Source organism: Streptomyces sp. NRRL S-646, assembly GCF_000720765.1.
Classification (GTDB): domain Bacteria; phylum Actinomycetota; class Actinomycetes; order Streptomycetales; family Streptomycetaceae; genus Streptomyces.
This window is the reverse complement of record NZ_JODC01000003.1, coordinates 719,954-744,819: the sequence shown is the minus strand read 5'-3', so window position 1 is coordinate 744,819 and position 24,866 is coordinate 719,954. Positions and strand designations below refer to the sequence as shown.

Sequence of the window (24,866 nt, the reverse complement as noted above, 5' to 3'; positions counted from 1 at the left end):
CCCGCAGTGAGCCCTACCGGAGGTCCTGCACCACGCTGAGGATGTTTCCCTCGCTGTCCTTGAACCAGGCGCCGCGCATGCCTGCGCCCTCCGCCACGCCGTTGACCGTCTTCAGGCCAGGCAGGTCGTACTCCTCGAAGGTCACGCCGCGGCCGCGCAGTTCCGTCATCTCCGCGTCGAGGTCGCCGACGGTCCAGCCGGCCAGGGTGTGGGCGGCCCGGCCGCCGCTCGGTGTCGCGTAGAGGATGAACCGGGCACCGCCGGACTCGAAGAGCGCGGTGTCCTTCCGGTCGTCGATGAGCTTGAGGCCGAGCGTGTCGCCGTAGAAGTGCTTGGCCCTTTCGAGGTCGGTCGCCGGGATGACGGCGTTGAGTGGTGTTTCTGCCAGCATGTCCACCACCTCCGGTTCTCAGCGTAGGCCGGGGTGCGAGCCGTCGCCCGGGCTGCGCTCGTCGGAAAGGGTGAACCCGCCGCGCGCCGCCCCCGGCCTGTCGGCTCTGCACGTTTCTCTGATTGCATGATCAGTAGACATATTGCGCATATCGCCTGCCAGGGTGTCGGGGTCGTGCTCGCCGCCGTCACCGTCCTCCCTGTCGGCGCCGCCTCGGCCTCCCCCGCGCCCCCGCCTCCGGATCCGAGGTCGAGCTCGGTCTACCGGCCCACCGACGACGAGGACGCCGTCGAGGCCGGGGGCCTCGTCGAGGTCGTGCCGCGCGAGGACGTCGCCGGGAAGGTGAAGTGCAGCAGGCGGACCGGGCCCCATCAGCGGGCGGTCGAGAAGTGGCTGAAGCTGAAGGTGGACGGGAAGCAGTCGGCCGCCGACTGCCGGGCCATCCGGGATTTTCAGGAGAAGCACGGGATCAGGCCCGCGATCGGGTTCGCCGGACCCGCCACCTGGGCCACCATGCAGCTCATTTCAGCGAAGGAGGATCCGAACGCCCGGGGGAAGTGCCCCGAGCGGACACACCGGGTCGCGTGTGTCGATCTCAACCGGCAGCTGACCTGGGTGCAGAAGGGGAGCGAGGTGGTCTACGGGCCCGTCCCGATGCGCAGTGGCCGGATCGGGCACGCCACCCGGGTCGGGTGGCACAAGATCTACTGGAAGCACAAGAAACACTGGTCGACGCTGTACGACGCGCCCATGCCCTATGCCCAGTTCTTCAGCGGCGGGCAGGCCTTCCATGGCGTGCACGACAGCATTTACACCACCCTCGGCTCGTGGGGATGCATCAATCTGCGCCTGAAGGACGCCCGGAAGCTGTGGCACGTGCTGAAGAAGGGCGACCGTGTGTATGTGTGGGGACACCGGCCCGGGAAGTAGGCGCGTGCACGGGGGCCGGTGCCGCGGGGGTGTCGGACCCCTCTGAGACACTGGGTGCGCCATGACAGAGACAGCAGCTGCCCCGACCGCGCCCCTGCGCGCCCGCGCCGAGATCGACCTGGCCGCCCTGCGCGCCAACGTACGGACCCTGCGCGCCCTCGCGCCGGGCGCTGCCCTCATGGCCGTGGTCAAGTCCGACGCGTACGGCCACGGGGCCGTGCCGTGCGCCCGGGCCGCCGTCGAGGCGGGGGCCGCCTGGCTGGGGACCGCCACGCCCGAGGAGGCGCTCGCGCTGCGGGCCGCCGGGCTGCCCGGCCGCATCATGTGCTGGCTGTGGACGCCTGGCGGGCCCTGGCAGGAGGCCGTCGAGGCCGACATCGACGTGTCGGTGAGCGCGATGTGGGCCCTGGACGAGGTCACCGCGGCCGCCCGGGCGGCGGGCATTCCCGCGCGCGTGCAGCTCAAGGCCGACACCGGGCTGGGGCGGGGCGGCTGTCAGCCGGGGGAGGACTGGGCCGAGCTCGTCGCAGCCGCCCTGCGTGCCGAGACCGACGGGACCGTCCGCATCACCGGCCTCTGGTCGCACTTCGCGTGCGCCGACGAACCCGGGCACCCCTCCATCGACCTCCAGCTCACCCGCTTCCGCGAGATGCTCGCGTACGCCGAGGGCCGGGGCGTGCGCCCCGAGGTGCGGCACATCGCCAACTCGCCCGCCACGCTCACCCTTCCCGAGGCCCACTTCGACCTGGTACGGACCGGGATCGCCCTCTACGGCATCTCGCCGAGCCCCGAGATGGGCAGCCCCGCCGACTTCGGGCTGCGTCCGGTCATGACACTGTCGGCGTCCATCGCGCTCGTGAAGCACGTTCCGGGGGGTCACGGCGTCAGTTACGGGCATCACTACGTCACCCCCGGCGCCACGACCCTCGGACTCGTGCCCGTCGGGTACGCCGACGGCGTTCCGCGGCACGCCTCCGGGACCGGTCCGGTGCTGGTCGGCGGCAAGTGGCGGACCGTCGCAGGGCGGGTCGCGATGGACCAGTTCGTCGTCGATCTCGGCGGGGACGAGCCAGCGGCCGGTACCGAAGCGGTGCTCTTCGGACCCGGCGACCGAGGCGAGCCCACCGCCGAGGACTGGGCGCAGGCCGCCGGCACCATCGCATACGAGATCGTCACGCGGATCGGAACGCGCGTTCCGCGCGTCTACGTGAATGAGCAACAAAGCGGGTAACCGCACAAGTGCCCGACAGTCCACGGACCGGCAGAAATGCAGCACCTGTAAACCAAGCAACATCGGGCAGTCGATCAACAGCGGTATCAAACAGGCAACACGAGTAACGCAAGCAACACCTGCATCACCAGACCCAGCGAACAGCAGTAGTGATCCGGCGAAGAGGAGCGGTACGTGAGCGAGAGCAGTGCGGAGGCCGTCGCAGCACTCGCCTCCGCCACGGGGGCGGCCGGGAACTGGCGCAGGGCGACCGGCATCGCGGGCGCCGCGATAGGCGTGGTCGCCGCGGGCGCGGCGGCCGGCGTCGCCATAGAGCGGCTCACCGTCGGCCGCGGCATGCGGAAGAAGGCGCGGCTGGCGCTCGACTCGACCGGACCGTACGGGTCGCTGCGCGGCATGCCCGGCAAGGCGACGGCCGACGACGGCACCGAGCTGTACTACGAGGTCGACGACGTCGACCCCGACGCCGTGCCCGCGCTCGGCCCGCGCCGACGGCGGCTGTTCGGGCGGAAGGCGCCCGCTCCCGTCACCGTCGTCTTCAGCCACGGCTACTGCCTCAGCCAGGACTCCTGGCACTTCCAGCGGGCGGCCCTGCGCGGCGTCGTACGGACCGTGCACTGGGACCAGCGCAGCCACGGGCGGTCCGGACGGGGCGTGCAGCAGGTGCAGGACGGCGTGCCGGTCAGCATCGACCAGCTGGGGCGCGATCTGAAGGCCGTCATCGACGCCGCCGCGCCGGACGGGCCCATCGTGCTCGTCGGGCACTCCATGGGCGGCATGACCGTGATGGCGCTGGCCGACCAGTTTCCCGAGCTCGTCCGTGACAGGGTGGTCGCCGTCGCCTTCGTCGGTACGTCGTCCGGGCGGCTCGGCGAGGTCAACTTCGGGCTGCCGGTCGCGGGCGTCAACGCGGTGCGGCGGGTGCTCCCCGGGGTGCTGAAGGCGCTGGGGCAGCAGGCCGCACTGGTGGAGAAGGGGCGGCGGGCGACCGCCGACCTGTTCGCCGGGATCATCAAGCGGTACTCGTTCGCCTCGCGGGACGTGGACCCGGCCGTCGCGCGGTTCGCCGAGCGGATGATCGAGGGCACGCCGATCGACGTGGTCGCCGAGTTCTACCCGGCGTTCACGGAGCACGACAAGACCGAGGCGCTGGTGCACTTCGCGGACCTGCCGGTGCTGGTGCTGGCCGGGATCGGCGATCTCGTCACCCCCAGCGAGCACAGCGAGGCGATCGCCGACCTGCTGCCGGACGCCGAGCTGGTGCTGGTCCCGGACGCCGGGCATCTGGTGATGCTGGAGCACCCGGAAGTCGTCACCGACCGGCTGGCCGACCTGCTCACCCGCGCGGGTGCCGTGCCGGCAGGAGCTACCGTGGGTGGCTATGGAAGCACCAGCAGCACCGCACAACCCGGCTGAGACCGAGGCGTCCGTGTCCCCCTCCGTGCCCTCTGTGGAGATCACCGTCACGGCCCCCGAGCAGATGCGGGACCTGGGCCGCCGCCTCGCCAAGCTGCTGCGCGCCGGCGACCTCGTGATGCTCAACGGGGAGCTCGGCGCGGGCAAGACGACGCTCACCCGCGGGCTCGGCGAAGGGCTCGGCGTCCGGGGCGCGGTCACCTCGCCGACCTTTGTGATCGCCCGCGTGCATCCGTCGCTGGGCGACGGGCCGCCGCTGGTGCACGTCGACGCGTACCGCCTGGGCGGCGGGCTCGACGAGATGGAGGACCTCGACCTCGACGTCTCGCTGCCCGAGTCGGTGATCGTCGTGGAGTGGGGCGAGGGCAAGGTCGAGGAGCTGACCGACGACCGGCTGCACGTCGTCATCCACCGGGCCGTGGGAACTGTGTCTTCCCTGGGGGCGACCCCCGGACCCCCGGAGACGGACGAAGTCCGGCACGTGACCGTGACCGGGCTGGGGGAGCGGTGGTCGACGGTGGACCTGAGCGTGCTGTCCGCCTGATGGCCGCACGGCCGCCGCACAATTCCGTGAACGTTCCGACAAGACGTCGGCAAGATATTGCATTCGGTGTCTTGTGCGTGGTCACATGGTACCCAGTTCGTAGTTAGGTCTACCTAACTACGCCCGCCCCCGGGTCCTCAGGAGGCGTCCATGCCGGCCACCGAACGAGACGAGACGCTGCCGCGTGTGGTGTCCGCGGTACCCATGCGCGAACTGCTGGCGTCGTGTGCCGCGGCGAACGCGATCTCGACCCCGCCGCGGCTGCCGGATCCCGAGGTGTCCCGGCCACCGGCCCGTCACAAGCACGCTGCTTAAGGGATCACGGCGATCTGCGCGCCGATCGTCGCGAACTCCCACAGCGCGGCGCCGTCCTTGCGGGACTCTCGGATCCCGCCCGTGCGCACCGCCGGGTCGGCCGGCGCCGACGAGGTGCGGACCGCCGCGCTGAAGCCGACGGCGATGCCTTCCACGCTGGTGAAACGCACGACGTGCTCGATTGCGGTGCCGTCGGTGCCGATGGCGGAGTTCGAGCGGGAGGTGACCCCGTAGACGCCGGGCGCCGGGTCGACGTTGCCCGGGGCGACCGCGAAGCTGCGCAGGACCCGGTTGCGCACGTCGACCAGCCAGACCCGGTCGGAGCCCACCGAGTAGACGACGCGCTCCCCGGCGCCGGACGCGGCGGGCGGCAGGCCGGGGTTGTGCTGGGCGCCGGGCGCCCCCGGGACGGCCGCCGCGGGTGAGGCGCTCGCCTGCGGCTTGCCGAAGCCGGCCGGTGCGGTCACGGAGGCCCGGTAGCCGAGGAGGCCGACGGCGGCCAGGGCGGCCACGGTGAGCCCGAACACGAATCCGGAGCTGCTCCTCGCCACGGTCGCCACCTGCCCCATTCGCCTCGAACGTCGTGCTTTTCGGCGACCGTAGCAGCCCGCACACGCCTGACCGGGGCGGCGATGCCCGAGGTTGGGGCCCGTGTCGGACGTCGCCGTGCAGGCTGGGCGTCCGACACGGGCCCCGAGAGCCGTACGCTGTTTGCGTGCTCTTGCTCGCTCTGGATACCGCAACCCCAGCCGTGACCGTCGCCCTGCACGACGGCACGGACGTCATCGCCTCCTCGAGCCAGGTGGACGCGCGCCGGCACGGTGAGCTGCTGCTGCCGGCCGTCGACCGGGTGCTCGCCGAGGCCGGGCTCAGGCTCGACGCCGTCACCGGCATCGTCGTCGGCATCGGGCCCGGCCCCTACACCGGGCTGCGCGTCGGCCTGATGACCGCGGACACCTTCGGGCTCGCGCTCGGTGTCCCCGTGCACGGCGTGTGCACGCTCGACGGTCTGGCGTACGCGGCCGACATCGAGAAGGGCCCCTTCGTCGTGGCGACCGACGCCCGGCGCAAGGAGGTCTACTGGGCGCGCTACGCCGACTCCCGGACCCGGCTGACCGACCCCGCCGTCGACCGGCCCGCCGACATCGCCGAACGGGTGGCCGGGCTGCCCGCAGTGGGTGCGGGCGCGCTGCTGTACCCGGACACCTTCCCGAACGTGCACGAGCCGGAGCACGTGTCGGCCGCCGCGCTCGCGAGTCTGGCCGCCGAGCGGCTGGCCAAGGGCGAGGAACTGCCCGAGGCCCGGCCGCTGTACCTGCGCCGCCCGGACGCCCAGGTCCCCAAGAACTACAAGGTGGTCACCCCCAAGTGACCGAACCCGTGACCTCTCGACTGCGCGAGATGCGCTGGTGGGACATCGACCGCGTGCTCGAACTGGAGAAGGACCTCTTCCCCGAGGACGCCTGGTCCCGCGGCATGTTCTGGTCGGAACTCGCCCACTCCCGCGGCCCCGAGGCGACCCGCCGCTATGTCGTCGCCGAGGACAGCGAGGGGCGGGTGGTCGGATACGCGGGCCTCGCCGCCTCCGGAGACCTTGGCGACATCCAGACCATCGCCGTCACCCGCGAGCAGTGGGGCACCGGGCTCGGCGGACGGCTCCTCGCCGAGCTGCTGCGGGCCGCCACCGCCTTCGAGTGCGCCGAAGTGATGCTGGAGTGCAGGATCGACAACATCCGCGCCCAGAAGCTCTACGAGCGCTTCGGCTTCGAGGCCATCGGCTTCAGGCGCGGCTACTACCAGCCGGGCAATGTGGACGCCCTGGTGATGCGTCTGACCACGCAGTCCGACAGCGGCTCCGCCGCCGGACCGACCTCCGAACGAGAAACCGAGATCCATGGCTGACGAACCCCTGGTCCTGGGGATTGAGACCTCCTGCGACGAGACCGGCGTCGGCATCGTCCGCGGCACCACCCTGCTGGCCGACGCCGTCGCGTCCAGTGTCGACGAGCACGCCCGCTTCGGCGGCGTCGTCCCCGAGGTCGCCTCGCGCGCCCACCTGGAGGCGATGGTGCCGACCATCGACCGCGCGCTGAAGGAGGCGGGGGTGAGCGCGAGGGACCTGGACGGCATCGCGGTCACCGCCGGCCCGGGTCTTGCCGGTGCGCTGCTGGTCGGGGTGTCGGCGGCGAAGGCGTATGCGTACGCGCTGGGCAAGCCGCTCTACGGCGTCAACCACCTCGCCTCCCACATCTGCGTGGACCAGCTGGAGCACGGCGCACTGCCCGAGCCGACGATGGCGCTCCTGGTGTCCGGCGGGCACAGTTCGCTGCTGCTGTCGACGGACATCACCTCGGACGTACGTCCTCTGGGCGCGACCATCGACGACGCGGCCGGCGAGGCCTTCGACAAGATCGCGCGGGTGCTGAACCTCGGCTTCCCCGGCGGCCCGGTCATCGACCGGTACGCGCGCGAGGGCGACCCGTCGGCGATCCCGTTCCCGCGCGGGCTGACCGGTCCGCGCGACCCGGCGTACGACTTCTCCTTCTCCGGGCTGAAGACGGCCGTGGCCCGCTGGATCGAGGCCAAGCGGGCGGCGGGCGAGGAGGTGCCGGTGCGGGACGTGGCGGCCTCCTTCCAGGAGGCGGTCGTCGACGTGCTGACCCGCAAGGCCGTACGGGCCTGCAAGGACGAGGGCGTGGAGCATCTGATGATCGGCGGCGGTGTGGCCGCCAACTCCCGGCTGCGCGAGCTGGCCCGGCACCGCTGCGAGGCGGCCGGTATCGAACTGCGGGTGCCGCGGCCGAAGTTGTGCACCGACAACGGGGCGATGGTGGCGGCGCTCGGTGCGGAACTGGTGGCCCGCAACCGGGCGGCGTCGAGCTGGGACCTGTCCGCCGACTCGTCGCTGCCGGTGACGGAGGCGCATGTGCCCGGGCACGAGCACGAGCACGATCACGTGCACGAGGTCAGCAAGGAGAACCTGTACTCGTGACGGTCGCGTTGATGTGGGAGGCGCGGGCGGCCGAGGGGCGGGGCGAGGAACTGCTCGCCTGGGCGCGGGCGCAGGAACTCCCGGCGCGACCGCTGCGCCGGGAGACCTTCCGGGCCGCACAGGACCGCGTCCTCGTCATCACCTGGTGGGACGCGGCCCACGACGCCGAACTGCCCGAACTTCCCGAGCCGGACGCCGAGTTGGTCATGCGGGCGGTGCACCGGTGGCGGTTCGAGTCCCTGGGGTCGGACTGACGGTGGTGCAGCGGAGCGCCGACGGCTCGTCCGGGTCGGTGGCCAGCCACAGGTGCCGGCCGTTCATCCGCTCCCAGCCGGCGCCCGTCGGAGTCCGGCAGCAGTGCCGCCGTCTCGAACTCCCGCACCTGGCCGACCCTCCCCCGGACTACGTCCGGGGGGACCCCCATCTCGCTTCGCTCGGCCGGGACGCCCGCAGTACCGTCGACAGCACGAGGAAGCCGAGCGCGAAGGTCACCAGCACGTCGAGGGCTCCGCTGTGCACCGGCGGGCTCTGGCCCGTGCCGACCGCCGCCGCCCAGCCGACGGCGACGCCGGTGAGGATCATCGCCGACGCCCACAACTCGTGATGCACGTACCGGATCATCGGTCCCCCGAGTCCGAGGCCCGGGGTCAGTCCGCCCCCGACACCTCCGTCTCGCACAACAAGCGCCGATCGGCCCCGAGCACCCTCACGGGTCCCGTGAGCCGGAGCCGCGCCGTGTGCCGCACTTCAGCGCTCGACGCTCCCAACCGTAGTTCCAGCGCGCCCGGTTCGACCACCCTCGCACCCGAGCGGTCCGTGAAGGCCGACAGGTCGGCATGGAAGCGGAAGGTGACCCTGGCCGCCTCGCCCGGGTCCAGCTCCAGCCGCCGGTAGCCGATCAGGCGGACGTCCGGGCGGGTCACCGAGGCCACCGGGTCGTGCAGATAGAGCTGCACGACCTCCGCGCCCGCGCGCCCGCCCGTGTTGCGGACGGTGACCGCCACGTCGTACGAGCCGTCCGTGCCGATCTCCGCCCCGGCGGACTCGGACTCCCACGTGAACGTCGTGTACGAGTGGCCGTGGCCGAAGGCGTACAGCGGGGTCGGGTCGAGATTGCTGACCTCGCCCGCGAGACCCAGCGGGGGCTGGAGGTACGTCCACGGCTGGCCGCCGGGGACCCGCGGGACGCTCACCGGGAGGCGGCCCGAGGGGTTGACGCGGCCCGACAGCACGCCTGCCACCGCCGGGCCGCCCTCCTCCCCGGGGAAGAACGCCTGCACCACCGCGGCCAGCCGTCCGTGCCACCGGCCCAGCGCGTACGGACGACCGGTGAGCAGGACAAGCACCACGGGGACCCCGGTGGCGACCAGGGCGTCCAGCAGGTCGCCCTGTACACCGGGGAGCCGGAGGTCCGTCACATCGCAGCCCTCGCCCGAGGTGCCCCGCCCGAACAGGCCCGCCCGGTCGCCGAGGACCGCCACGCACACGTCCGCCTCCGCGGCCCGCGCCACCGCCTCCTCGATCCCCGACGGGTCCGGGTCCGAGGTGTCGCAGCCCTGAGCGAACGTCACCTTGGCGTCCGGGAGTTCGGTGCGCAGGGCCTCCAGGACGGTCGGGATCTCCACGCCCATGGGAACGTCGGGGTGGTGCGCCAGCACATGGGACGGGAACGAGTAGCAGCCGAGCATCGCCAGCGCGTCGGCCGCCCGCGGGCCGACCACCGCGATGCGGGTGTCGGGCGGGAGGGGGAGGGCCCCGTCCGGGTTGTCCAGGAGCACCACCGACTCCTCGGCCAGCCGGCGGGCCAGGGCCCGGTTCGCGGCCGAGTCCAGGTCGATCACGGTGGCGGGCTCGGGGTCCCAGTCCTCGTCCAGGAGGCCCAGCTCGCACTTCTGCAGCAGCACCCGGCGGGCCGCACGGTCGACCAGTGACTCCGGTACCGCGCCCGCCCGCACCGCCTCCAGCAGGGGCTTTCCGTAGCACTTGAGCGTCGGCAGCTCGACATCGATGCCGGCCGCCAGCGCCGCGTGCGCCGCCTCGGCGGGGGAGCCCGCCACCCGGTGCAGGGTTTCGAGGAAGCCGATGCCGAAGTAGTCCGCGACCACCGTGCCGGTGAACCCCCACTCCTCCCGCAGGAGTTCGGTCAGCAGGGACGGGTCCGCGGAGGCCGGGATGCCGTCCGTGTCGGTGTACGCCGCCATGACCGAGCGGGCGCCGCCCTCACGCAGCGCCAGCTCGAACGGCGGCAGGGTGACGTCCGCGAACTCGCGGACACCGGCCCGGACGGGCGCGAGATTGCGGGCGCCCGCCGAGGACGCGTATCCGGCGAAGTGCTTGAGCGTGGCGACGATCCCGGCGGACTCCAGTCCGCGCACATAGGCCGCCCCGATGGTGCCCACCAGGTACGGGTCCTCACCGATCGTCTCCTCGACCCGGCCCCAGCGCGGGTCCCGTACGACGTCCAGGACCGGGGCGAGGCCCTGGTGCACGCCTGCCGTGCGCAGGTCGCCGCCGATGGCGCGGGCCATCTCCTCGACCAGCGGCGGATCGAAGCTCGCGCCCCAGGCCAGCGGGACGGGGTAGGCGGTGGCGCCCCAGGCGGTGAACCCGGCCAGGCACTCCTCGTGGGCGACGGCCGGGATACCGAACCGGCCCGCCTCGGCGATACGGCGCTGGGCGCGGGCCAGTGCCTGCGCGCCCAGCGCCGGGTCCACGGGGGCGGTGCCGTAGGAGCGGGTGAGCTGGCCCAGGCCGTGGGTGATCAGCTCGTCCCAGTCGTAGTCGGCGGTCATCTCGCTCTGCAGGGGTGCGACTCCGTCGCCGTCCGTGGCGGCACCCACCCACACGCCGTACAGCTGGGCGGTCTTCTCCTCGAGGGTCATCCGGGAGAGGAGGTCGTCGACGCGGACGGCGGCGGGCAGGGCGGGGTCACGCCATGGGGCGGTGGTCATGAAACTCCTGCTCTGGTCGAGTGGGTGAGGCCCTCTCACGAACGCTGGCAAACTCTGGCGACGAATGTTTCGTTATGTATGTCGAATGTTCCGGGAACCTAGGCGGGTCCGGAGGCTTCGTCAAGAGGTCGTGCAGGGATACGATCGCCGCCATGACACCCCCGGAGCCCGTTGAAACGCGGACGACAGCCCCGGCGGCAGGCCGGTCGGCACAGACCGCGACGCTCGCCGAGATCGCCCGCGAGGCCGGCGTGTCCGCGCCGACTGTTTCGAAGGTCCTCAACGGTCGCGCGGACGTGGCCCCGGCCACCCGCAGCCGCGTCGAGGAACTGCTGCGCGCCTACGGCTACCGGCGCCGACGAGCCGAGGCGAGCCGCTCGCCCCTGATCGACCTGGTCTTCCACGAGCTGGAGAGCGCCTGGGCGATGGAGGTCATCCGGGGCGTGGAGAACGTAGCCAGGGACGCAGGCCTCAGCGTGGTGCTGAGCGAGAGCGCGGGGCGGCTGACGCCCGGGCGGACCTGGGCGGACCAGGTCGCCGCCCGCCGCCCGCACGGCGTGATCCTGGTGCTGTCCGGGCTCGACGAGTCCCAGCGGGCGCTGCTGACCAGCCGCTCCATCCCGTTCGTGGTGATGGACCCGGCCGGCGACCCCGGCGTCGACGTCCCGTCGATCGGCGCGACCAACTGGCAGGGCGGTCTCGCCGCCACCCGGCATCTGATCGAACTCGGCCACACGCGCATCGGCGCCATAACGGGACCCTCCCGCATGATGTGCAGCCGCGCCCGCGTCGACGGCTACCGGGCCGCGCTGGAGACCGCGGGCCTCCCGGTCGACCCGGCGCTGATCGCGACCGGCGACTTCCACCACGAGGCCGGCTACCGGCAGGGCCTGGAGCTGCTGCGCCGCCCGGACCGGCCCACCGCCGTGTTCGCCCTCAACGACCTCCAGGCGCTCGGCCTGTACGAGGCCGCGCGCGAACTGGGTCTGCGCATCCCCGAGGACCTGAGCGTGGTCGGCTTCGACGATCTGCCCGTCGCACGCTGGGTGGGGCCGCCGCTGACCTCCGTACGGCAGCCGCTGACGGAGATGGCGGAGGCGGCGGCCAAGCTCGTCCTCGACCTGGGGCGGGAGGACCAGGCGCCGGTGGCGACCCGGGTGGAACTGGCGACCAGCCTGGTGGTGCGCAGCAGCACGGCACCGCCACCGGCGTGACGTACGTGTCCTGGGTGGCCGGAAGTTGACGTATTGACGGGTGGTACGGCCGCCTCCACACTCCTCCGAAGTCAATCGGTTGCACGGCCGAAACTTTCGGAGGCGCCCGCAATGAGACCACGGAGATCCCTGAGAACGGGCTCATCCCTGGCGGCACTCGTCACCGGCGCCGCGCTGCTGTTCACGGCGCCCGTGGCGCACGCCGCCGACACCCCGCTGCGCGACCTCGCCGCCGCCAAGGGCAAGGTCATCGGCACGGCGGTGACCGGCTCCAAGCTCACCGGGACGTACGGCGACCTCGCAGGGGCACAGTTCAACTCGCTGACCCCCGGCAACGCCATGAAGTGGGGCTCGGTCGAGCCGACCCGGGGCGGCTTCGACTGGGCGGAGGCCGACCAGATCGTCGCCTTCGCGCAGGCCCACAACCAGCAGGTGCGCGGCCACACCCTGGTCTGGCACAACCAGAACCCCAGCTGGCTCACCAACGGCAGCTGGACCTCGGCCCAGCTCAGCAGCCTCCTCCAGAACCACATCTCCACCGAGGTCGGCCGCTACAAGGGGAAGATCGCCGCCTGGGACGTGGTCAACGAACCCTTCAACGAGGACGGCACCTACCGCCCCGACCTCTGGTACAACGGCCTCGGCGCCGACTACATCGCGAACGCCCTGACCTGGGCGCACGCCGCCGACCCGGCCGCCAAGCTGTACATCAACGACTACAACGTCGAGGGCGTCAACGCGAAGTCGACCGCCCTGTACAACCTGGTGAAGGACCTCAGGAGCCGCGGCGTCCCGGTCGACGGCGTCGGCCTGCAGGCGCACCTGATCCTCGGTCAGGTGCCCTCGTCCCTGCAGCAGAACATCCAGCGCTTCGCCGACCTCGGCGTCGACGTGTCGATCACCGAGCTGGACGTGCGCATGGCGCTCCCGGCCGACAGCACGAAGCTCGCCCAGCAGGCCGCCGACTACAAGTCGGTGCTGAACGCCTGCGTGGCGGTCACCCGCTGCGCGGGCGTCACCGTCTGGGGCTTCACCGACTCCGACTCCTGGGTGCCGGGCACCTTCCCCGGCTACGGGGCGGCGACGCCGTACGACGAGAACTACGCGCCGAAACCGGCGTACCACGCGATCGCGGAGGCCCTCGGCGGTACGACGACCACGCCGCCCACGGGTGCCTGCACGGCGACGTACAGCGTGACCAGCCAGTGGAACACCGGGTTCACCGGCCAGGTGACGATCGCCTGCTCGGGCGCCTCGCTGTCGTCCTGGAAGGCGAACTGGACGTTCGGCGCGGGCCAGCAGATCACGCAGGCCTGGAACGCCACCTGCAGTCAGTCGGGTACGGCGGTGGCGTGCACGAACGCCTCCTACAACGGCCCGGTGCCGGACGGCAGTTCGGTGAGCTTCGGCTTCAACGCGTCCTGGAGCGGCAGCAATCCGGTGCCGACGGTGACGCTGGGCAGAGCGTGAGAATTTCCGAAGAAAACCGTTTCACGCCGTCGTCACTAACAATCCCCTAATAATTCGGACTTACGTTCCTGTCCGTGACGGGACACGATGGCAGCGGAGACGTGGGCGGGCCCAGGGGCCGGCGGTCGAAAGCACTGAAGATCGCCGGCCTCGCCATGGCGGGCCTGCTGGTGCTGGGCGCGGGTGCGGCGGGCTGGGCGTACTGGCATCTCGACAGCAACATCAAGAGCGTCGACATCAACCAGGCGCTCGGCGACGACCGTCCGGCGAAGGCGCTGATCACGCCCTCCGCGTCCGCCTCCCCGCTACCCACCGGCTCCCTGAACATCCTGGTGCTGGGCTCGGACTCGCGCAGCGGCAAGGAGAACAAGGCGCTCGGCGGGGGCAGCAGTTCCGGCGCCCGCTCCGACACGGCGATGGTCGTGCACATCGACGCGGGCCGGAAGAAGGCGACCGTTGTGAGCATCCCGCGCGACACGCTCGTCACGCGTCCGTCCTGCCCGCTGAAGTCCGGCGGTTCGACGGCGGTGGCGTACCGGGCGATGTTCAACAGCGCGTAATCGGTGGGCGGCGCGGTGTGCGCGGTGAAGACCGTCGAGTCGATCACGAACGTCCGCATGGACCACTACCTGGAGATCGACTTCTCGGGCTTCGCGAAGCTGGTGAACGCGCTGGGCGGTGTCACCGTGACGACCGACCAGGACATCGACGACGACGACAGCCACCTCCACCTGAAGGCGGGCACCCACACCCTGGACGGCAAGCAGGCACTGGCCCTCGCCCGCACCCGGCACGGCATAGGCGACGGCAGCGACCTCGGCCGTATAGGCCTGCAGCAGAAGCTGGTGAAGGCTCTGCTGGAACAGATCTCCTCGACGAACCTGTTCACCGACCCCGCCAAGCTGTACACGGTGGCCGAGGCGGTGACCAGCAGCCTGACCACCGACACCGGCCTGGACTCGCTGAGCGAGCTGGTCGGCCTCGGCGAGAGCCTTAAGGGCCTGTCCACGGACCGGGTGAAGACGGTGATGATGCCGGTGGTGACCGCGCCCTCGGACCCCAACCGGGTGGTGGCGAAGGAACCGGCGGCGAGCGAGCTGTGGGAATCCCTGCGCTGAAAGCGAGCCGGGGGGCTACAACCATCGGGCGCCCCAGGGGGTCTCTTGCGGTGACCGCACTGCCGTAACCAGGGGGATTCCAGATGTCCATCTTGCGTTCGCACAAAGCTTGGTCCGTGCCGATGATCGCCGGTGTGCTGGCACTCGGCGGTGTCCCCGCGCTGGCGGGCAGTGCCGCGGCCGCCGCCCCGAAGACCGTCCGGGACGACTTCAACGGCGACGGCTACAAGGACCTCGCCATCGGCGCCCCGGCCGCCACGGTCGGCGGCCAGAAGGGGGCGGGCCACGTCGTCGTCATGTACGGCGGCCCGCACGGCCTGACCAAGGACCGGCGCACGGTCATCAGCCGTGCCACCAGCGGCATTCCGGGCAGCCCCCAGGCGGGCGACAACTTCGGCATCCAGCTGTCCAAGGGCGACCTGGACGGCGACGGGCGCACCGACCTGATCGTCGGGGAGGCCTCCCCGGTACGCGACGCGGTTGTCGTCTGGGGCGGCAAGAGCGGCCTGTCCGGCGGGGTGTCCGTGCCCGCCGCGGTCACCCAGGCCGGCGACTTCGACGGTGACGGCAAGCAGGACCTGGTCCTGTTCCGCGGGGGCCGCTCCGGGCACGACGACCCCTACGGCACCACGGCCACCGTCTGGACCGGCCCGATCTCCCGCACCGGCAAGCCGACCGCCACCAGGGCCTTCGGCGCGACCGACCTCCAGTACGACGACGTCCTGGACGCCGCCGCCGGCGACGTCAACGGCGACGGACGCGACGACCTCGCGCTGACCGACTACATCGGCGAGGGCGCCTCCACCTCTCGGTTCTACCTGGCCGCCGCCTCCGGAGACGCCTTCACCTCCGCGAAGGCCCCCGAGGGCGACGGCGGGGTGGCCTTCGGCGACATCAATCACGACGGCTACGGCGACGTCGTCCGGGGTGCCGAGAACTACTCCACGGTCACCGTGGCCCTCGGCTCGGCCTCCGGTCTGAAGCCCCGGTCCACCTGGAAGACGTACAGCCAGAACACCGACGGCGTCCCCGGCGGCAAGGAGACCGTGGACCAGTTCGGCGCCGCGGTGGCGGTCGGTGACATCAACGGCGACGGCTACGACGACGTGGCCGTGGGCGCGCCCGGCGAGGAACTCGGCTACGACGACGGGGCCGGCATGGTCGACGTCCTGTACGGCAGCCGGAGCGGTATGACCGGCAAGGGCGCCCAGGGCTTCACCCAGAACACCAAGGGCGTCCCCGGAGCCGTCGAGACGAGCGACAACTTCGGCGGCGCGGTCAGCCTCCTCGACATCAACGGCAACGGCTACGCGGACCTCGCGGCGGCGGCGCCCCACGAGAACGCCGGCGACGGCGCGGTCTGGTCCCTGCGGGGGCGTCCCACGGGCATCGTGACGGACGCCGCGTTCACCTTCGGCGGGCGGACGGTCGGGGCGCCGTACGCGAAGGCGGCGTTCGGCCGGGAACTGTCCTAGCAGGTCCTGGCAGGTCAGCGCTCCGGAAAAAAACTCCGAAGAAATCCGCGGGGTCTGTCGATCCCGGCCTCTCCCGATCGACGCACCGGTGAGAGGCCGGAAAGGACCGGCCCCGTAGCGACCGAGGAGTCACCATGCCGCGCTACCTGTCGATCGTCCGCGTCGACGAGACCACCGCACCCCCGGAGGGCCCCAGCCCCGAGCTGATGGAGCGTATGGGCGAGCTGATCGAGGAGATCACCAAGGCCGGAGTCATGCTCGACACGGCCGGGCTGACCCCGCAGACCCAGGGCAAGCGGGTGCGCTGGGAGGGCGGGGACCTCACCGTCACGGACGGGCCGTTCACGGAGTCCAAGGAGGTCATCGGCGGTTACGCCATCACCCAGTGCAAGGACATGGACGAGGCCGTGGAGTGGACCAAGCGGTTCGTGAAGGTCCACGAGGAGTACTGGACGGTCACCTGCGAGGTGCGGGAGATCGCGGAGGGCTGAGCGCCCTTCCTTGGCCGTACGCCGGTGCGGGTGTCGAATGGGGGGCTGTGAGCCCACAGCCCCCCGCCGACCCCCGCCACGCCATCGAGACCGTCTTCCGTCTCGAGTCCCCGCGCATCATCGCCGCCGTCGCCCGCCTCGTCCGTGACGTCGGCATCGCCGAGGAACTCGCCCAGGACGCCCTGGTAGCCGCCCTGGAGCAGTGGCCGCGCGACGGCGTGCCCGACAACCCGGGCGCCTGGCTCATGGCCACTGCCCGCCGCCGCGCCGTGGACCTGATCCGGCGCCGGGAGAACTACGCCCGCAAGCTCCAGGAGATCGGCCGCAGCCTCGAAACCACCGCCCCGCCCGAGGAGCCCGCCGACTCCGACGACATCGACGACGACCTGCTGCGCCTGGTCTTCACCGCCTGCCACCCGGTCCTGTCCGCCGAGGCCCGCATCGCCCTCACCCTCCGCCTCCTCGGCGGTCTGACGACGGCCGAGATCGCCCGCGCGTTCCTCACCCCGGAACCCACGGTCGCCCAGCGCATCGTCCGCGCCAAGAAGACCCTCGCCACCAGGAACATCGCCTTCGAGGTGCCCTACGGCCCCGAACGTGAGGCCCGGCTCGGCTCCGTCCTGGACGTCATCTACCTGATCTTCAACGAGGGTTACGCCGCCACGGCCGGCGACGACTGGCTGCGCCCCGCCCTCTGCGAGGACGCGCTGCGCCTGGCCCGTGTGCTGTCCGGGCTGATGCCCAAGGAGCCCGAGGTGCACGCCCTCACCTCCCTCCTGGAGTTCCAGGCCTCCCGCGCAGCCGCCCGCACCGGCCCGGACGGCGAACCCGTCCTCCTCAAGGACCAGAACCGCCGCCGCTGGAACCGCATGCTCATCGCCCGCGGCATCACAGCCCTCCACCGCGCCGACGCAGCCTCCACCGGCGCCCCCGGCCCGTACGCCCTCCAGGCGGCCATCGCCGCCTGCCACGCGCACGCGTACACCTACGAGGAGACCGACTGGACGAGCATCGCGACGCTCTACGGCCTGCTCGCCGCCCGCGCCCCGTCCCCGGTCGTCGAACTCAACCGCGCCGTCGCCGTTTCCATGGCCGAGGGGCCGGCGCAGGGGCTGGCGATCGTCGACGCCCTCGCCGCCGAACCCACCCTGCGCGACTACCACCTGCTGCCCAGCGTGCGCGGCGACCTGCTGGCACGGCTCGGGCGTACGGCCGAGGCGCGCGAGGAGTTCGTACGGGCGGCAGGGCTCGCGCGCAACGAACGGGAGCGAGAGCTGCTGCTGCGCCGTGCGGCCGGTCCGTCCTGATCAGGCGGGGTGCCCGAGGAGCATGGTCGGCGCCCCCGCCACACGGGTCAGGAACACGGTGGCCGAGCCCGGCCCCTGCGGTTTCACCTTCTTCCGCAACTCCTCCGGCTCCACCGCCGACCCCCGCTTCTTCACGGTCAGCGTCCCGACCCCGCGCTCCCGCAGCAGAGCCTTCAACTTCTTGACGCTGAAGGGGAGTTGATCGGTGATCTCGTACGCGGCGGCATACGGGGTGACGTGCCGTTCGTCCGCGGTGATGTAGGCGATGGTGGGGTCGACCAGCCCGCCGTCCAGCTGCTCGGCGACCTCGGCGACCAGATGGGCACGGATCACGGCGCCGTCGGGCTCGTACAAGTACCGTCCGACGGGCCGGACCTGGGGGTCCGGCAGCCCCTTCCCGAGCAGCGTGCGCGGCCCCGGCAGCAGCGTCGCCCGGACCGCCCCCGGCTCCGTCCCGAACCACAGCACGGCCTCTTTCACATCCCCGGCGTCGGAGATCCACTCGGCCTCGGCGTCGGCGGGCACGGCCTCGTGCGGAACGCCGGGCGCGACCTTCAGCGCGGCGGCACGGGACGCCTTGCGGGCGGCCCCGACCGCCCACGACAGGGGTGGCGAGTAGGCCTCCGGGTCGAAGATGCGGCCGCGCCCGCCCCGCCGGGCCGGATCGACGAACACGGCGTCGTAGCCGGACGTGTCCACCTCCGTGACGTCCGCCTCCCGCACCTCGATCAGCCCGGTGAGCCCGAGCGCATCGGCGTTCGCCCGCGCCACGGCCGCCGTCGCCGGATCCCGGTCCACGGCCAGCACCCGGATCCCGGCCCGGGCGAGCGCGATGGCATCGCCGCCGATCCCGCAGCACAGGTCGGCAAGTGAGGTGACACCCAGCGCCTTCAGCCGCTCGGCCCGGTACGTGGCGACGCTCGCCCGCGTCGACTGCTCCACCCCGTTCGGTGTGAAGAACATCCGCTCCGCGTCCTCGGCGCCGAACTTGGCCGCCGCCCGCTGCCGCAGCCGCGCCTGCCCGAGCGCCGCCGACACCAGCTCGGCGGGGTGTTCGCGGCGCAGCCGGGTGGCGACGGCGAGCTCGTCGGCCGGGGCCGTGCCGCGCACCTCGTCGAGGAGGGTGCGGCCTTCGGGGGTGAGCAGGTCAGCGAGGTCGTTCACCGGCCCATTGTGGGCCAGTCGGTGGACGGCGCGCCTCCGGCCGCGTGGCGGGCCGGGATCCGGGCGGTGGCCTGCGATGATCCGGCACCATGCGAGCAGTAGTACAAAACGATAAAAATCGCGCTTATGGGGTGACATGGCTCCGCGGTGGAATCGCCGTGCTCGCCGTCGCGGCCATCGCCTCGGGCTGTGCACAGTTCGGCGGCCCGCCGGTGCGCCCGGCCCCCGGCCAGGAGCAGCCCCTGCAGGCGCCCCCGGCCCGCGCCCTGGACTCGTACGCCACGAAGCTGCGCAGCGCGTACATCGCCCGCGCCGCTGCGGCACGCCACTGGGACCTGGCGAAGGTCCCCCTGACGGCTCCGCCGCCGCCCGCGAAGAAACCGAAGATCAGGGCCCGCAGGGGCTTCGAAGTGGACGACCAGGAGGAGCTGAACCTTCCTCCCGTCTTCACGACCGTCCCCACCAAGCAGAAGGTGGTCTTCCTGACCATCGACGACGGTGCCGAGAAGGACCCGGCGTTCCTGCGGATGATGAGCGATCTGAAGATCCCGTACTCCGCCTTCCTCAGCAACTTCCTGGTCAAGGACGACTACGCCTACTTCCGCCGGATGCAGTCCGAGGGCGTGACCCTCAACAACCACACCCTCACGCACCCCTACCTCCCGGGGCTGTCGTACCGGGAGCAGAAGCACGAGATCTGCGGCATGCAGGCGATCATGAGGAAGCAGTTCGGTGAGCGCCCGACCCTGTTCCGCCCGCCCTTCGGCAACTACAACCAGGACACCCTGCGCGCCGCCAAGTCCTGTGGCATCAAGTACGCGCCCATCTGGGACGAAGAGGTCTTCGTCGACCACTGGGAGTACCGCGAGGACGACCGGGACCTGCACCCCGGCGACATCGTGCTCACCCACTTCCGCGGCCGTGACGAGTGGAACGGCACGATGGTCGACGACATGCGCCGCTTCCTGAACAGGGTCACGGCCGAGGGATACGCGGTGGCCCGCCTGGAGGACTACCTGTGAGCCCGAGGGGCCTGGCGGCCGGCGTCCTGGCGTGCGCGCTCCTCACCGGCTGCGCCCAGTCCGTCGACCCCATCGAACGGCTGGGCGAGAAGGCGGCCCAGCGCGTGCGGCCGCACGGCCCCGCCGGAACACCCCAGCGGCCGTACCGCCGCTGGGGCCTCACGGCCCCGCTGCTGCCCGCCCCGAAGCCGCGGCGGGCAACGCGGGCCCGTACGGCGGGTTCGGCCCTCCCCCCGGTCGTGTCCCGCATCCGTACCCACGACAGGGTCGTCTTCCTGACCTACGACGACGGCGCCGAAAAGGACCCACGCTTCGTGGACCTGGTCCGTGAACTGCGGCTGCCGGTCAGCATGTTCCTCACGGACAGCATGGCCGGACCGGGGTACGGCCACTTCGCCCGCCTCCGGTCGGCCGGCGCGAGCATCCAGAACCACACCCTCGACCACCCCGCCCTGCGCGGCCTGCCCTACGCCGGCCAGCGCGCCGAGATCTGCGGCCAGCAGGACAGACTCCGATCCCGCTTCGGCAGCCGCCCCCGCCTCTTCCGCCCGCCCTACGGCACCTACGACAACACCACCCGCCGGGCGGCCGCCGCCTGCGGCATCTCGGCCCTCGTCCTGTGGCGCGCGTCGATGACGGGAGGCGGCGAGCTGACGTACCTGCGCGGCGCCCACCGCCTGCACCCCGGCGACATCGTGGCGCTCGACCCGGACGAGAGCTCGGGCCTGCCCCTCCGGGAGCGCACGGTGCGGTTGCTGAGACGGGTGCAGGCGGACGACCTGACGGTGGGCCGTCTGGAGGACTACGTCTGACGCAGTTACCAGCCCGTCCGGCGTTTGAGGACGAGGCCGTTCAGGCCGAAAGCGGGGGCCTGGGGGCGGCAGCCCCCAGGGACGGCCACCGAACCCCCGGTTCACCCGAAACCCCGCGCCGCGCCGCAGGCAATTGGCACTCCGCTTGACCGAGTGCTAATCCCGGTCATAGTCTCGGCTCTGGCACTCACCACTGGAGAGTGCCAACACAGCGACGGGCAGGTCCGGCACCCGCGACGACGGATCCACCTGGTCGCCACCTCAGACAGTTAACCCCGTGAGATCTCCGAAGGGGGAGGTCGGATCGTGACGACCACCAGCTCCAAGGTTGCCATCAAGCCGCTCGAGGACCGCATCGTGGTCCAGCCGCTCGACGCCGAGCAGACCACCGCCTCTGGCCTGGTCATCCCGGACACCGCCAAGGAGAAGCCCCAGGAGGGCGTCGTCCTGGCCGTGGGCCCGGGCCGCTTCGAGAACGGCGAGCGCCTGCCGCTCGACGTCAAGACCGGCGACATCGTGCTGTACAGCAAGTACGGCGGCACCGAGGTGAAGTACAACGGCGAGGAGTACCTCGTCCTCTCGGCTCGCGACGTGCTCGCGATCATCGAGAAGTAATTCGCTTCGAAGCACAGACTGCTTTGAGCTGCGCCCCTGGCCCCCGCGACCATTAACAAGCCGGGCGCCCGGGGCGCAGTGCCGTTTACACCCACAGACATCCGAGAGGGCTCCCGCTGTCATGGCGAAGATCCTGAAGTTCGACGAGGACGCCCGTCGCGCCCTCGAGCGCGGCGTCAACAAGCTGGCCGACACGGTCAAGGTGACGATCGGCCCCAAGGGCCGCAACGTCGTCATCGACAAGAAGTTCGGCGCGCCCACCATCACCAACGACGGCGTCACCATCGCCCGTGAGGTCGAGGTCGAGGACCCGTACGAGAACCTCGGCGCGCAGCTGGTGAAGGAGGTGGCGACCAAGACCAACGACATCGCGGGTGACGGCACCACCACCGCCACCGTGCTCGCCCAGGCGCTGGTGCGCGAGGGCCTGAAGAACGTCGCCGCCGGTGCCTCCCCGGCCGCCCTGAAGAAGGGCATCGACGCGGCGGTGGCCGCCATCTCCGAGGACCTCCTCGCGACGGCCCGCCCGATCGACGAGAAGTCCGACATCGCCGCCGTGGCCGCGCTCTCCGCGCAGGACCAGCAGGTCGGCGAGCTCATCGCCGAGGCGATGGACAAGGTCGGCAAGGACGGTGTCATCACCGTCGAGGAGTCCAACACCTTCGGTCTGGAGCTGGACTTCACCGAGGGCATGGCCTTCGACAAGGGCTACCTGTCCCCGTACTTCGTGACGGACCAGGAGCGTATGGAGGCCGTCCTCGACGACCCGTACATCCTGATCAACCAGGGCAAGATCGCCTCGATCGCCGACCTGCTGCCGCTGCTGGAGAAGGTCATCCAGACCAACTCCTCCAAGCCGCTGCTGATCATCGCCGAGGACGTCGAGGGCGAGGCCCTGTCCACCCTGGTCGTCAACAAGATCCGCGGCACCTTCAACGCCGTCGCGGTGAAGGCCCCCGGCTTCGGCGACCGCCGCAAGGCGATGCTGCAGGACCTGGCGATCCTCACCGGCGCCACCGTCATCTCCGAGGAGGTCGGCCTCAAGCTCGACCAGGTCGGCCTGGACGTGCTGGGCTCCGCCCGCCGCGTCACCGTCACCAAGGACGACACCACGGTCGTCGACGGCGCCGGCAACTCCGAGGACGTCACGGGCCGCGTCGCCCAGATCAAGGCCGAGATCGAGAACACGGACTCCGACTGGGACCGCGAGAAGCTCCAGGAGCGCCTCGCGAAGCTGGCCGGCGGCGTGTGCGTGATCAAGGTCGGCGCCGCCACCGAGGTGGAGCTGAAGGAGAAGAAGCACCGTCTGGAGGACGCCATCTCCGCGACCCGCGCCGCGGTCGAGGAGGGCATCGTCTCCGGTGGTGGCTCCGCGCTGGTCCACGCCGCCAAGGTGCTCGAGGGCTCCCTCGGCAAGACCGGCGACGAGGCCACCGGTGTCGCCGTCGTGCGCCGCGCGGTCGTCGAGCCGCTGCGCTGGATCGCCGAGAACGCCGGCCTCGAGGGCTACGTCATCACCTCCAAGGTCGCCGAGCTCGAGAAGGGCCAGGGCTTCAACGCCGCCACCGGCGAGTACGGCGACCTGGTCAAGGCCGGCGTCATCGACCCGGTCAAGGTCACCCGCTCCGCCCTGGAGAACGCCGCCTCCATCGCCTCCCTCCTGCTCACGACCGAGACCCTGGTCGTCGAGAAGAAGGAAGAGGAAGAGCCGGCCGCCGCGGGCCACGGCCACGGCCACGCCCACTGACATCGGTCAGTAGTCACTGCGAAGGCCCGGCACCCCTGGGGTGCCGGGCCTTTCGCCGTCCTCCTACTGCTCCATCCCCTCCAGCGCGCCCAGTTGCGCCATCAGCCCCAGCCGGTCGTACTGCCACCAGCCCTCGACGATCTTCCCTTCCTCATTGCACCGGAAGGCAGTCGTGCCGGTCATGACGACGTTCTTCCCGGTGGCCGGGAGCCCCATGAACTCACCGGTCTGGGTACCGCGCCAGGTCCACCGGGTGCTCACACGGTCACCCTGCGAGATCTGGTCCTCGACGTCGAAGGTGAAGTCGAACCCGCTGCGCCACATGCCGATCTCACGCCGCAAGGCGTCCATGCCCATGGTGTCCTGCTCGTTGGCGGGATCGTGGTCGTGGTAGTTCTCGGCGATGAGGTCGTCGAGCGGCGGCAGCTCGCCCTTGGTGGCGATGGTCTCGAAGAACCGCCGCACGTTCGCCGCGTACAGCTGTTCGTCGCGCACGACGTCCAGGTCGGTGAAGGTCGGCATCTCGTCACAGAGAGCCACCATCTCGCGGAAGATCTTGTCGGTCTCGGGCAGGTTGGAGTTCCGCATCGCCTCCTCGTACGACGGGAACTCCACGATCTCGATGAAGTGCGAGGCATCCGAGTGGTCCTTGCCGACCACCGCATGCGTCGCCGTCCGCTTCCCCTTGGTCTGTTCGACCCACGTGTCCATCAGCCGGTTGATGTCGTCGAACCGGCTGGTCCTGCAGTCGATGATCTGAACGAAGGTCATGGTCTTGCCTCCGGTCCCCGGGGTCCGGTTGAACAGCACCATTCTCCCACCGGGGCTCCGCGGCGCCCCCCGAGCGCCGGGAGGCTACTGCGGCCCGTACTTCCGCCCGGTCCGCGAGGTGACCCCGCCCAGCAGCCCCCGGGGCGTCACCTTCACGATCCCCATGAGCGCCTTGTACCGGGCGTCCGGAACGGACAGGGACTTCCCCCGCGCCAGATCGGACAGCGCCGCCGACACCAGCTTGTCGGCATCGAGCCACATCCACCCGGGGATGTTGTCCGTGCCCATCCCGGCCCGCTCATGGAACTCGGTCCGCACGAACCCCGGGCACAGCGCCATCAGCCGCACCCCGCTGCCCGCAAGGTCCTTCGCAGCCCCCTGCGTGAACTGCACGACCCATGCCTTGGAGGCGCCGTAGGTGCCGCGCGGTACGAAGGCGGCCACGGACGCGACGTTGACGACCCCGCCGCGGCCGCGCTCGCGCATCCCCTCGGTCGCCGCCGCCGTGAGACGCAGCACCGCCTCGCAGTGCACCTTGAGCATCGTCAGCTCGTCGGCCATCGCCACGTCGAGGAAGCGGCCCTTGTTGCCGAAGCCGGCGTTGTTGATCAGCAGGTCGACGGGGTTCTTGCGGTCGGCCAGGCGCGCGGCCACGGCTTCGATGCCGTCGTCCGTGGCGAGGTCCGCGGTGAGCACCTCCGCCTCGATGCCGTGCCGGTCGTGCAGTTCGGTCGCCTGTTCCTGCAACCGCTTGGTGTCGCGGGCGACGAGCACCAGGTTGTGCCCGTCGGCCGACAGCCGCCGCGCGAACGCGGCGCCGATGCCCGCGGTCGATCCCGTAATCAGAGCCGTTGTCATGGCCCAAGGGTAGTGACCCGGACTGTGGGAAT

At 71.3% G+C, this 24,866-nt stretch carries 25 protein-coding genes and 1 pseudogene; 19 read left to right on the top strand and 7 right to left on the bottom strand.

The genetic code is table 11. The features are described from left to right. Positions 1-13: 13 nt before the first annotated feature. Positions 14-391: a VOC family protein gene (locus IH68_RS0107780; protein WP_030930421.1), complete on the bottom strand. Its 378-nt coding sequence runs from the start codon at positions 389-391 to the stop codon at positions 14-16. A 126-nt stretch (positions 392-517) separates the two neighbouring features. Between IH68_RS0107780 and IH68_RS0107775 the strand changes: the two genes are divergently transcribed. The 5 genes from IH68_RS0107775 to IH68_RS57030 all read left to right on the top strand — a co-directional run bounded on the left by IH68_RS0107775 (position 518) and on the right by IH68_RS57030 (position 4,827). Further along, a complete protein-coding gene (locus tag IH68_RS0107775; RefSeq protein ID WP_030930419.1) occupies positions 518-1,321 on the top strand; it encodes a L,D-transpeptidase family protein in 804 nt (267 codons plus the stop codon). Between the two features lie 61 nt (positions 1,322-1,382). After that, a complete protein-coding gene (gene alr / locus IH68_RS0107770; RefSeq protein ID WP_030930416.1) occupies positions 1,383-2,552 on the top strand; it encodes an alanine racemase in 1,170 nt (389 codons plus the stop codon). Positions 2,553-2,726: 174 nt separating this feature from the next. Next, positions 2,727-3,968, top strand: coding sequence for an alpha/beta fold hydrolase (locus IH68_RS0107765; protein ID WP_030930413.1), 1,242 nt, complete (start codon positions 2,727-2,729; stop codon positions 3,966-3,968). Then, a complete protein-coding gene (tsaE, locus tag IH68_RS0107760) occupies positions 3,934-4,512 on the top strand; it encodes a tRNA (adenosine(37)-N6)-threonylcarbamoyltransferase complex ATPase subunit type 1 TsaE (RefSeq protein ID WP_030930411.1) in 579 nt (192 codons plus the stop codon). The genes IH68_RS0107765 and tsaE overlap by 35 nt, the downstream gene beginning before the upstream one ends. Positions 4,513-4,662: 150 nt before the next feature. Continuing rightward, positions 4,663-4,827 (top strand): hypothetical protein, encoded by a 165-nt coding sequence (locus IH68_RS57030; protein WP_199931850.1) that lies wholly within the window; start codon positions 4,663-4,665, stop codon positions 4,825-4,827. On the opposite strand, the gene IH68_RS0107750 is transcribed toward IH68_RS57030, so the two are convergent. Then, complete coding sequence (locus IH68_RS0107750; protein ID WP_030930408.1) at positions 4,824-5,378, bottom strand: hypothetical protein; 555 nt, start codon at positions 5,376-5,378, stop codon at positions 4,824-4,826. The genes IH68_RS57030 and IH68_RS0107750 overlap by 4 nt on opposite strands. 164 nt (positions 5,379-5,542) lie before the next feature. Here IH68_RS0107750 and tsaB point away from each other — a divergent pair, with 164 nt between their 5' ends. The 4 genes from tsaB to IH68_RS0107730 are packed head-to-tail and all read left to right on the top strand — an operon-like array spanning position 5,543 to position 8,073. Beyond that, a complete protein-coding gene (tsaB, locus tag IH68_RS0107745; protein WP_030930405.1) occupies positions 5,543-6,199 on the top strand; it encodes a tRNA (adenosine(37)-N6)-threonylcarbamoyltransferase complex dimerization subunit type 1 TsaB in 657 nt (218 codons plus the stop codon). Next, positions 6,196-6,729, top strand: coding sequence for a ribosomal protein S18-alanine N-acetyltransferase (rimI, locus tag IH68_RS0107740; protein ID WP_030930402.1), 534 nt, complete (start codon positions 6,196-6,198; stop codon positions 6,727-6,729). Before tsaB ends, rimI begins: the two co-directional genes overlap by 4 nt. After that, positions 6,722-7,819, top strand: coding sequence for a tRNA (adenosine(37)-N6)-threonylcarbamoyltransferase complex transferase subunit TsaD (gene tsaD, locus IH68_RS0107735; protein WP_030930399.1), 1,098 nt, complete (start codon positions 6,722-6,724; stop codon positions 7,817-7,819). The genes rimI and tsaD overlap by 8 nt, the downstream gene beginning before the upstream one ends. Then, on the top strand, positions 7,816-8,073 hold the full coding sequence (locus tag IH68_RS0107730) for a hypothetical protein (RefSeq protein ID WP_030930396.1): 258 nt from the start codon (positions 7,816-7,818) through the stop codon (positions 8,071-8,073). The genes tsaD and IH68_RS0107730 overlap by 4 nt, the downstream gene beginning before the upstream one ends. 148 nt (positions 8,074-8,221) lie before the next feature. Here the strand turns inward: IH68_RS0107730 and IH68_RS0107725 are convergent, their stop codons facing one another. Then, entirely contained in the window at positions 8,222-8,428 is a 207-nt protein-coding gene (locus IH68_RS0107725; protein WP_159403654.1) for a hypothetical protein, read from the bottom strand. Between the two features lie 38 nt (positions 8,429-8,466). Continuing rightward, complete coding sequence (locus IH68_RS0107720) at positions 8,467-10,770, bottom strand: glycoside hydrolase family 3 N-terminal domain-containing protein (RefSeq protein WP_030930389.1); 2,304 nt, start codon at positions 10,768-10,770, stop codon at positions 8,467-8,469. A gap of 152 nt (positions 10,771-10,922) precedes the next feature. Here IH68_RS0107720 and IH68_RS0107715 point away from each other — a divergent pair, with 152 nt between their 5' ends. The 6 genes and pseudogenes from IH68_RS0107715 (at position 10,923) to IH68_RS0107690 (ending at position 17,845) form a co-directional block, all read left to right on the top strand. Further along, positions 10,923-11,984: a LacI family DNA-binding transcriptional regulator gene (locus IH68_RS0107715; protein ID WP_030930386.1), complete on the top strand. Its 1,062-nt coding sequence runs from the start codon at positions 10,923-10,925 to the stop codon at positions 11,982-11,984. A gap of 111 nt (positions 11,985-12,095) precedes the next feature. Further along, entirely contained in the window at positions 12,096-13,454 is a 1,359-nt protein-coding gene (locus IH68_RS0107710) for an endo-1,4-beta-xylanase (protein ID WP_030930383.1), read from the top strand. A gap of 155 nt (positions 13,455-13,609) precedes the next feature. After that, a pseudogene (locus tag IH68_RS49675) lies at positions 13,610-14,572 on the top strand (LCP family protein). 122 nt (positions 14,573-14,694) lie between these two features. Beyond that, complete coding sequence (locus tag IH68_RS0107700) at positions 14,695-16,047, top strand: FG-GAP-like repeat-containing protein (RefSeq protein ID WP_234341274.1); 1,353 nt, start codon at positions 14,695-14,697, stop codon at positions 16,045-16,047. Between the two features lie 134 nt (positions 16,048-16,181). Continuing rightward, complete coding sequence (locus IH68_RS0107695; protein WP_030930375.1) at positions 16,182-16,538, top strand: YciI family protein; 357 nt, start codon at positions 16,182-16,184, stop codon at positions 16,536-16,538. A 47-nt stretch (positions 16,539-16,585) separates the two neighbouring features. Continuing rightward, positions 16,586-17,845 (top strand): RNA polymerase sigma factor, encoded by a 1,260-nt coding sequence (locus IH68_RS0107690; RefSeq protein ID WP_030930373.1) that lies wholly within the window; start codon positions 16,586-16,588, stop codon positions 17,843-17,845. On the opposite strand, the gene IH68_RS0107685 is transcribed toward IH68_RS0107690, so the two are convergent. Further along, positions 17,846-19,009, bottom strand: a complete 1,164-nt coding sequence (locus tag IH68_RS0107685) for a THUMP-like domain-containing protein (protein WP_030930370.1) — start codon at positions 19,007-19,009, stop codon at positions 17,846-17,848. Between the two features lie 89 nt (positions 19,010-19,098). Between IH68_RS0107685 and IH68_RS0107680 the strand changes: the two genes are divergently transcribed. From IH68_RS0107680 to groL, 4 genes are all read left to right on the top strand, one after another. Next, positions 19,099-20,031 carry a polysaccharide deacetylase family protein gene (locus tag IH68_RS0107680; protein WP_030930367.1) on the top strand — a complete coding sequence of 311 codons (933 nt, stop codon included), beginning with the start codon at positions 19,099-19,101 and terminating at the stop codon, positions 20,029-20,031. Beyond that, a complete protein-coding gene (locus IH68_RS0107675) occupies positions 20,028-20,843 on the top strand; it encodes a polysaccharide deacetylase family protein (protein WP_030930364.1) in 816 nt (271 codons plus the stop codon). The genes IH68_RS0107680 and IH68_RS0107675 overlap by 4 nt, the downstream gene beginning before the upstream one ends. A gap of 306 nt (positions 20,844-21,149) precedes the next feature. Then, on the top strand, positions 21,150-21,458 hold the full coding sequence (groES, locus tag IH68_RS0107670; RefSeq protein ID WP_003998759.1) for a co-chaperone GroES: 309 nt from the start codon (positions 21,150-21,152) through the stop codon (positions 21,456-21,458). Between the two features lie 121 nt (positions 21,459-21,579). Then, positions 21,580-23,205, top strand: a complete 1,626-nt coding sequence (gene groL, locus IH68_RS0107665; RefSeq protein ID WP_030930361.1) for a chaperonin GroEL — start codon at positions 21,580-21,582, stop codon at positions 23,203-23,205. 63 nt (positions 23,206-23,268) lie between these two features. On the opposite strand, the gene IH68_RS0107660 is transcribed toward groL, so the two are convergent. Continuing rightward, positions 23,269-23,976 (bottom strand): ester cyclase, encoded by a 708-nt coding sequence (locus IH68_RS0107660; RefSeq protein ID WP_030930358.1) that lies wholly within the window; start codon positions 23,974-23,976, stop codon positions 23,269-23,271. Positions 23,977-24,060: 84 nt separating this feature from the next. After that, entirely contained in the window at positions 24,061-24,834 is a 774-nt protein-coding gene (locus IH68_RS0107655) for an SDR family NAD(P)-dependent oxidoreductase (protein ID WP_030930355.1), read from the bottom strand. Between the last annotated feature and the right edge of the window lie 32 nt (positions 24,835-24,866).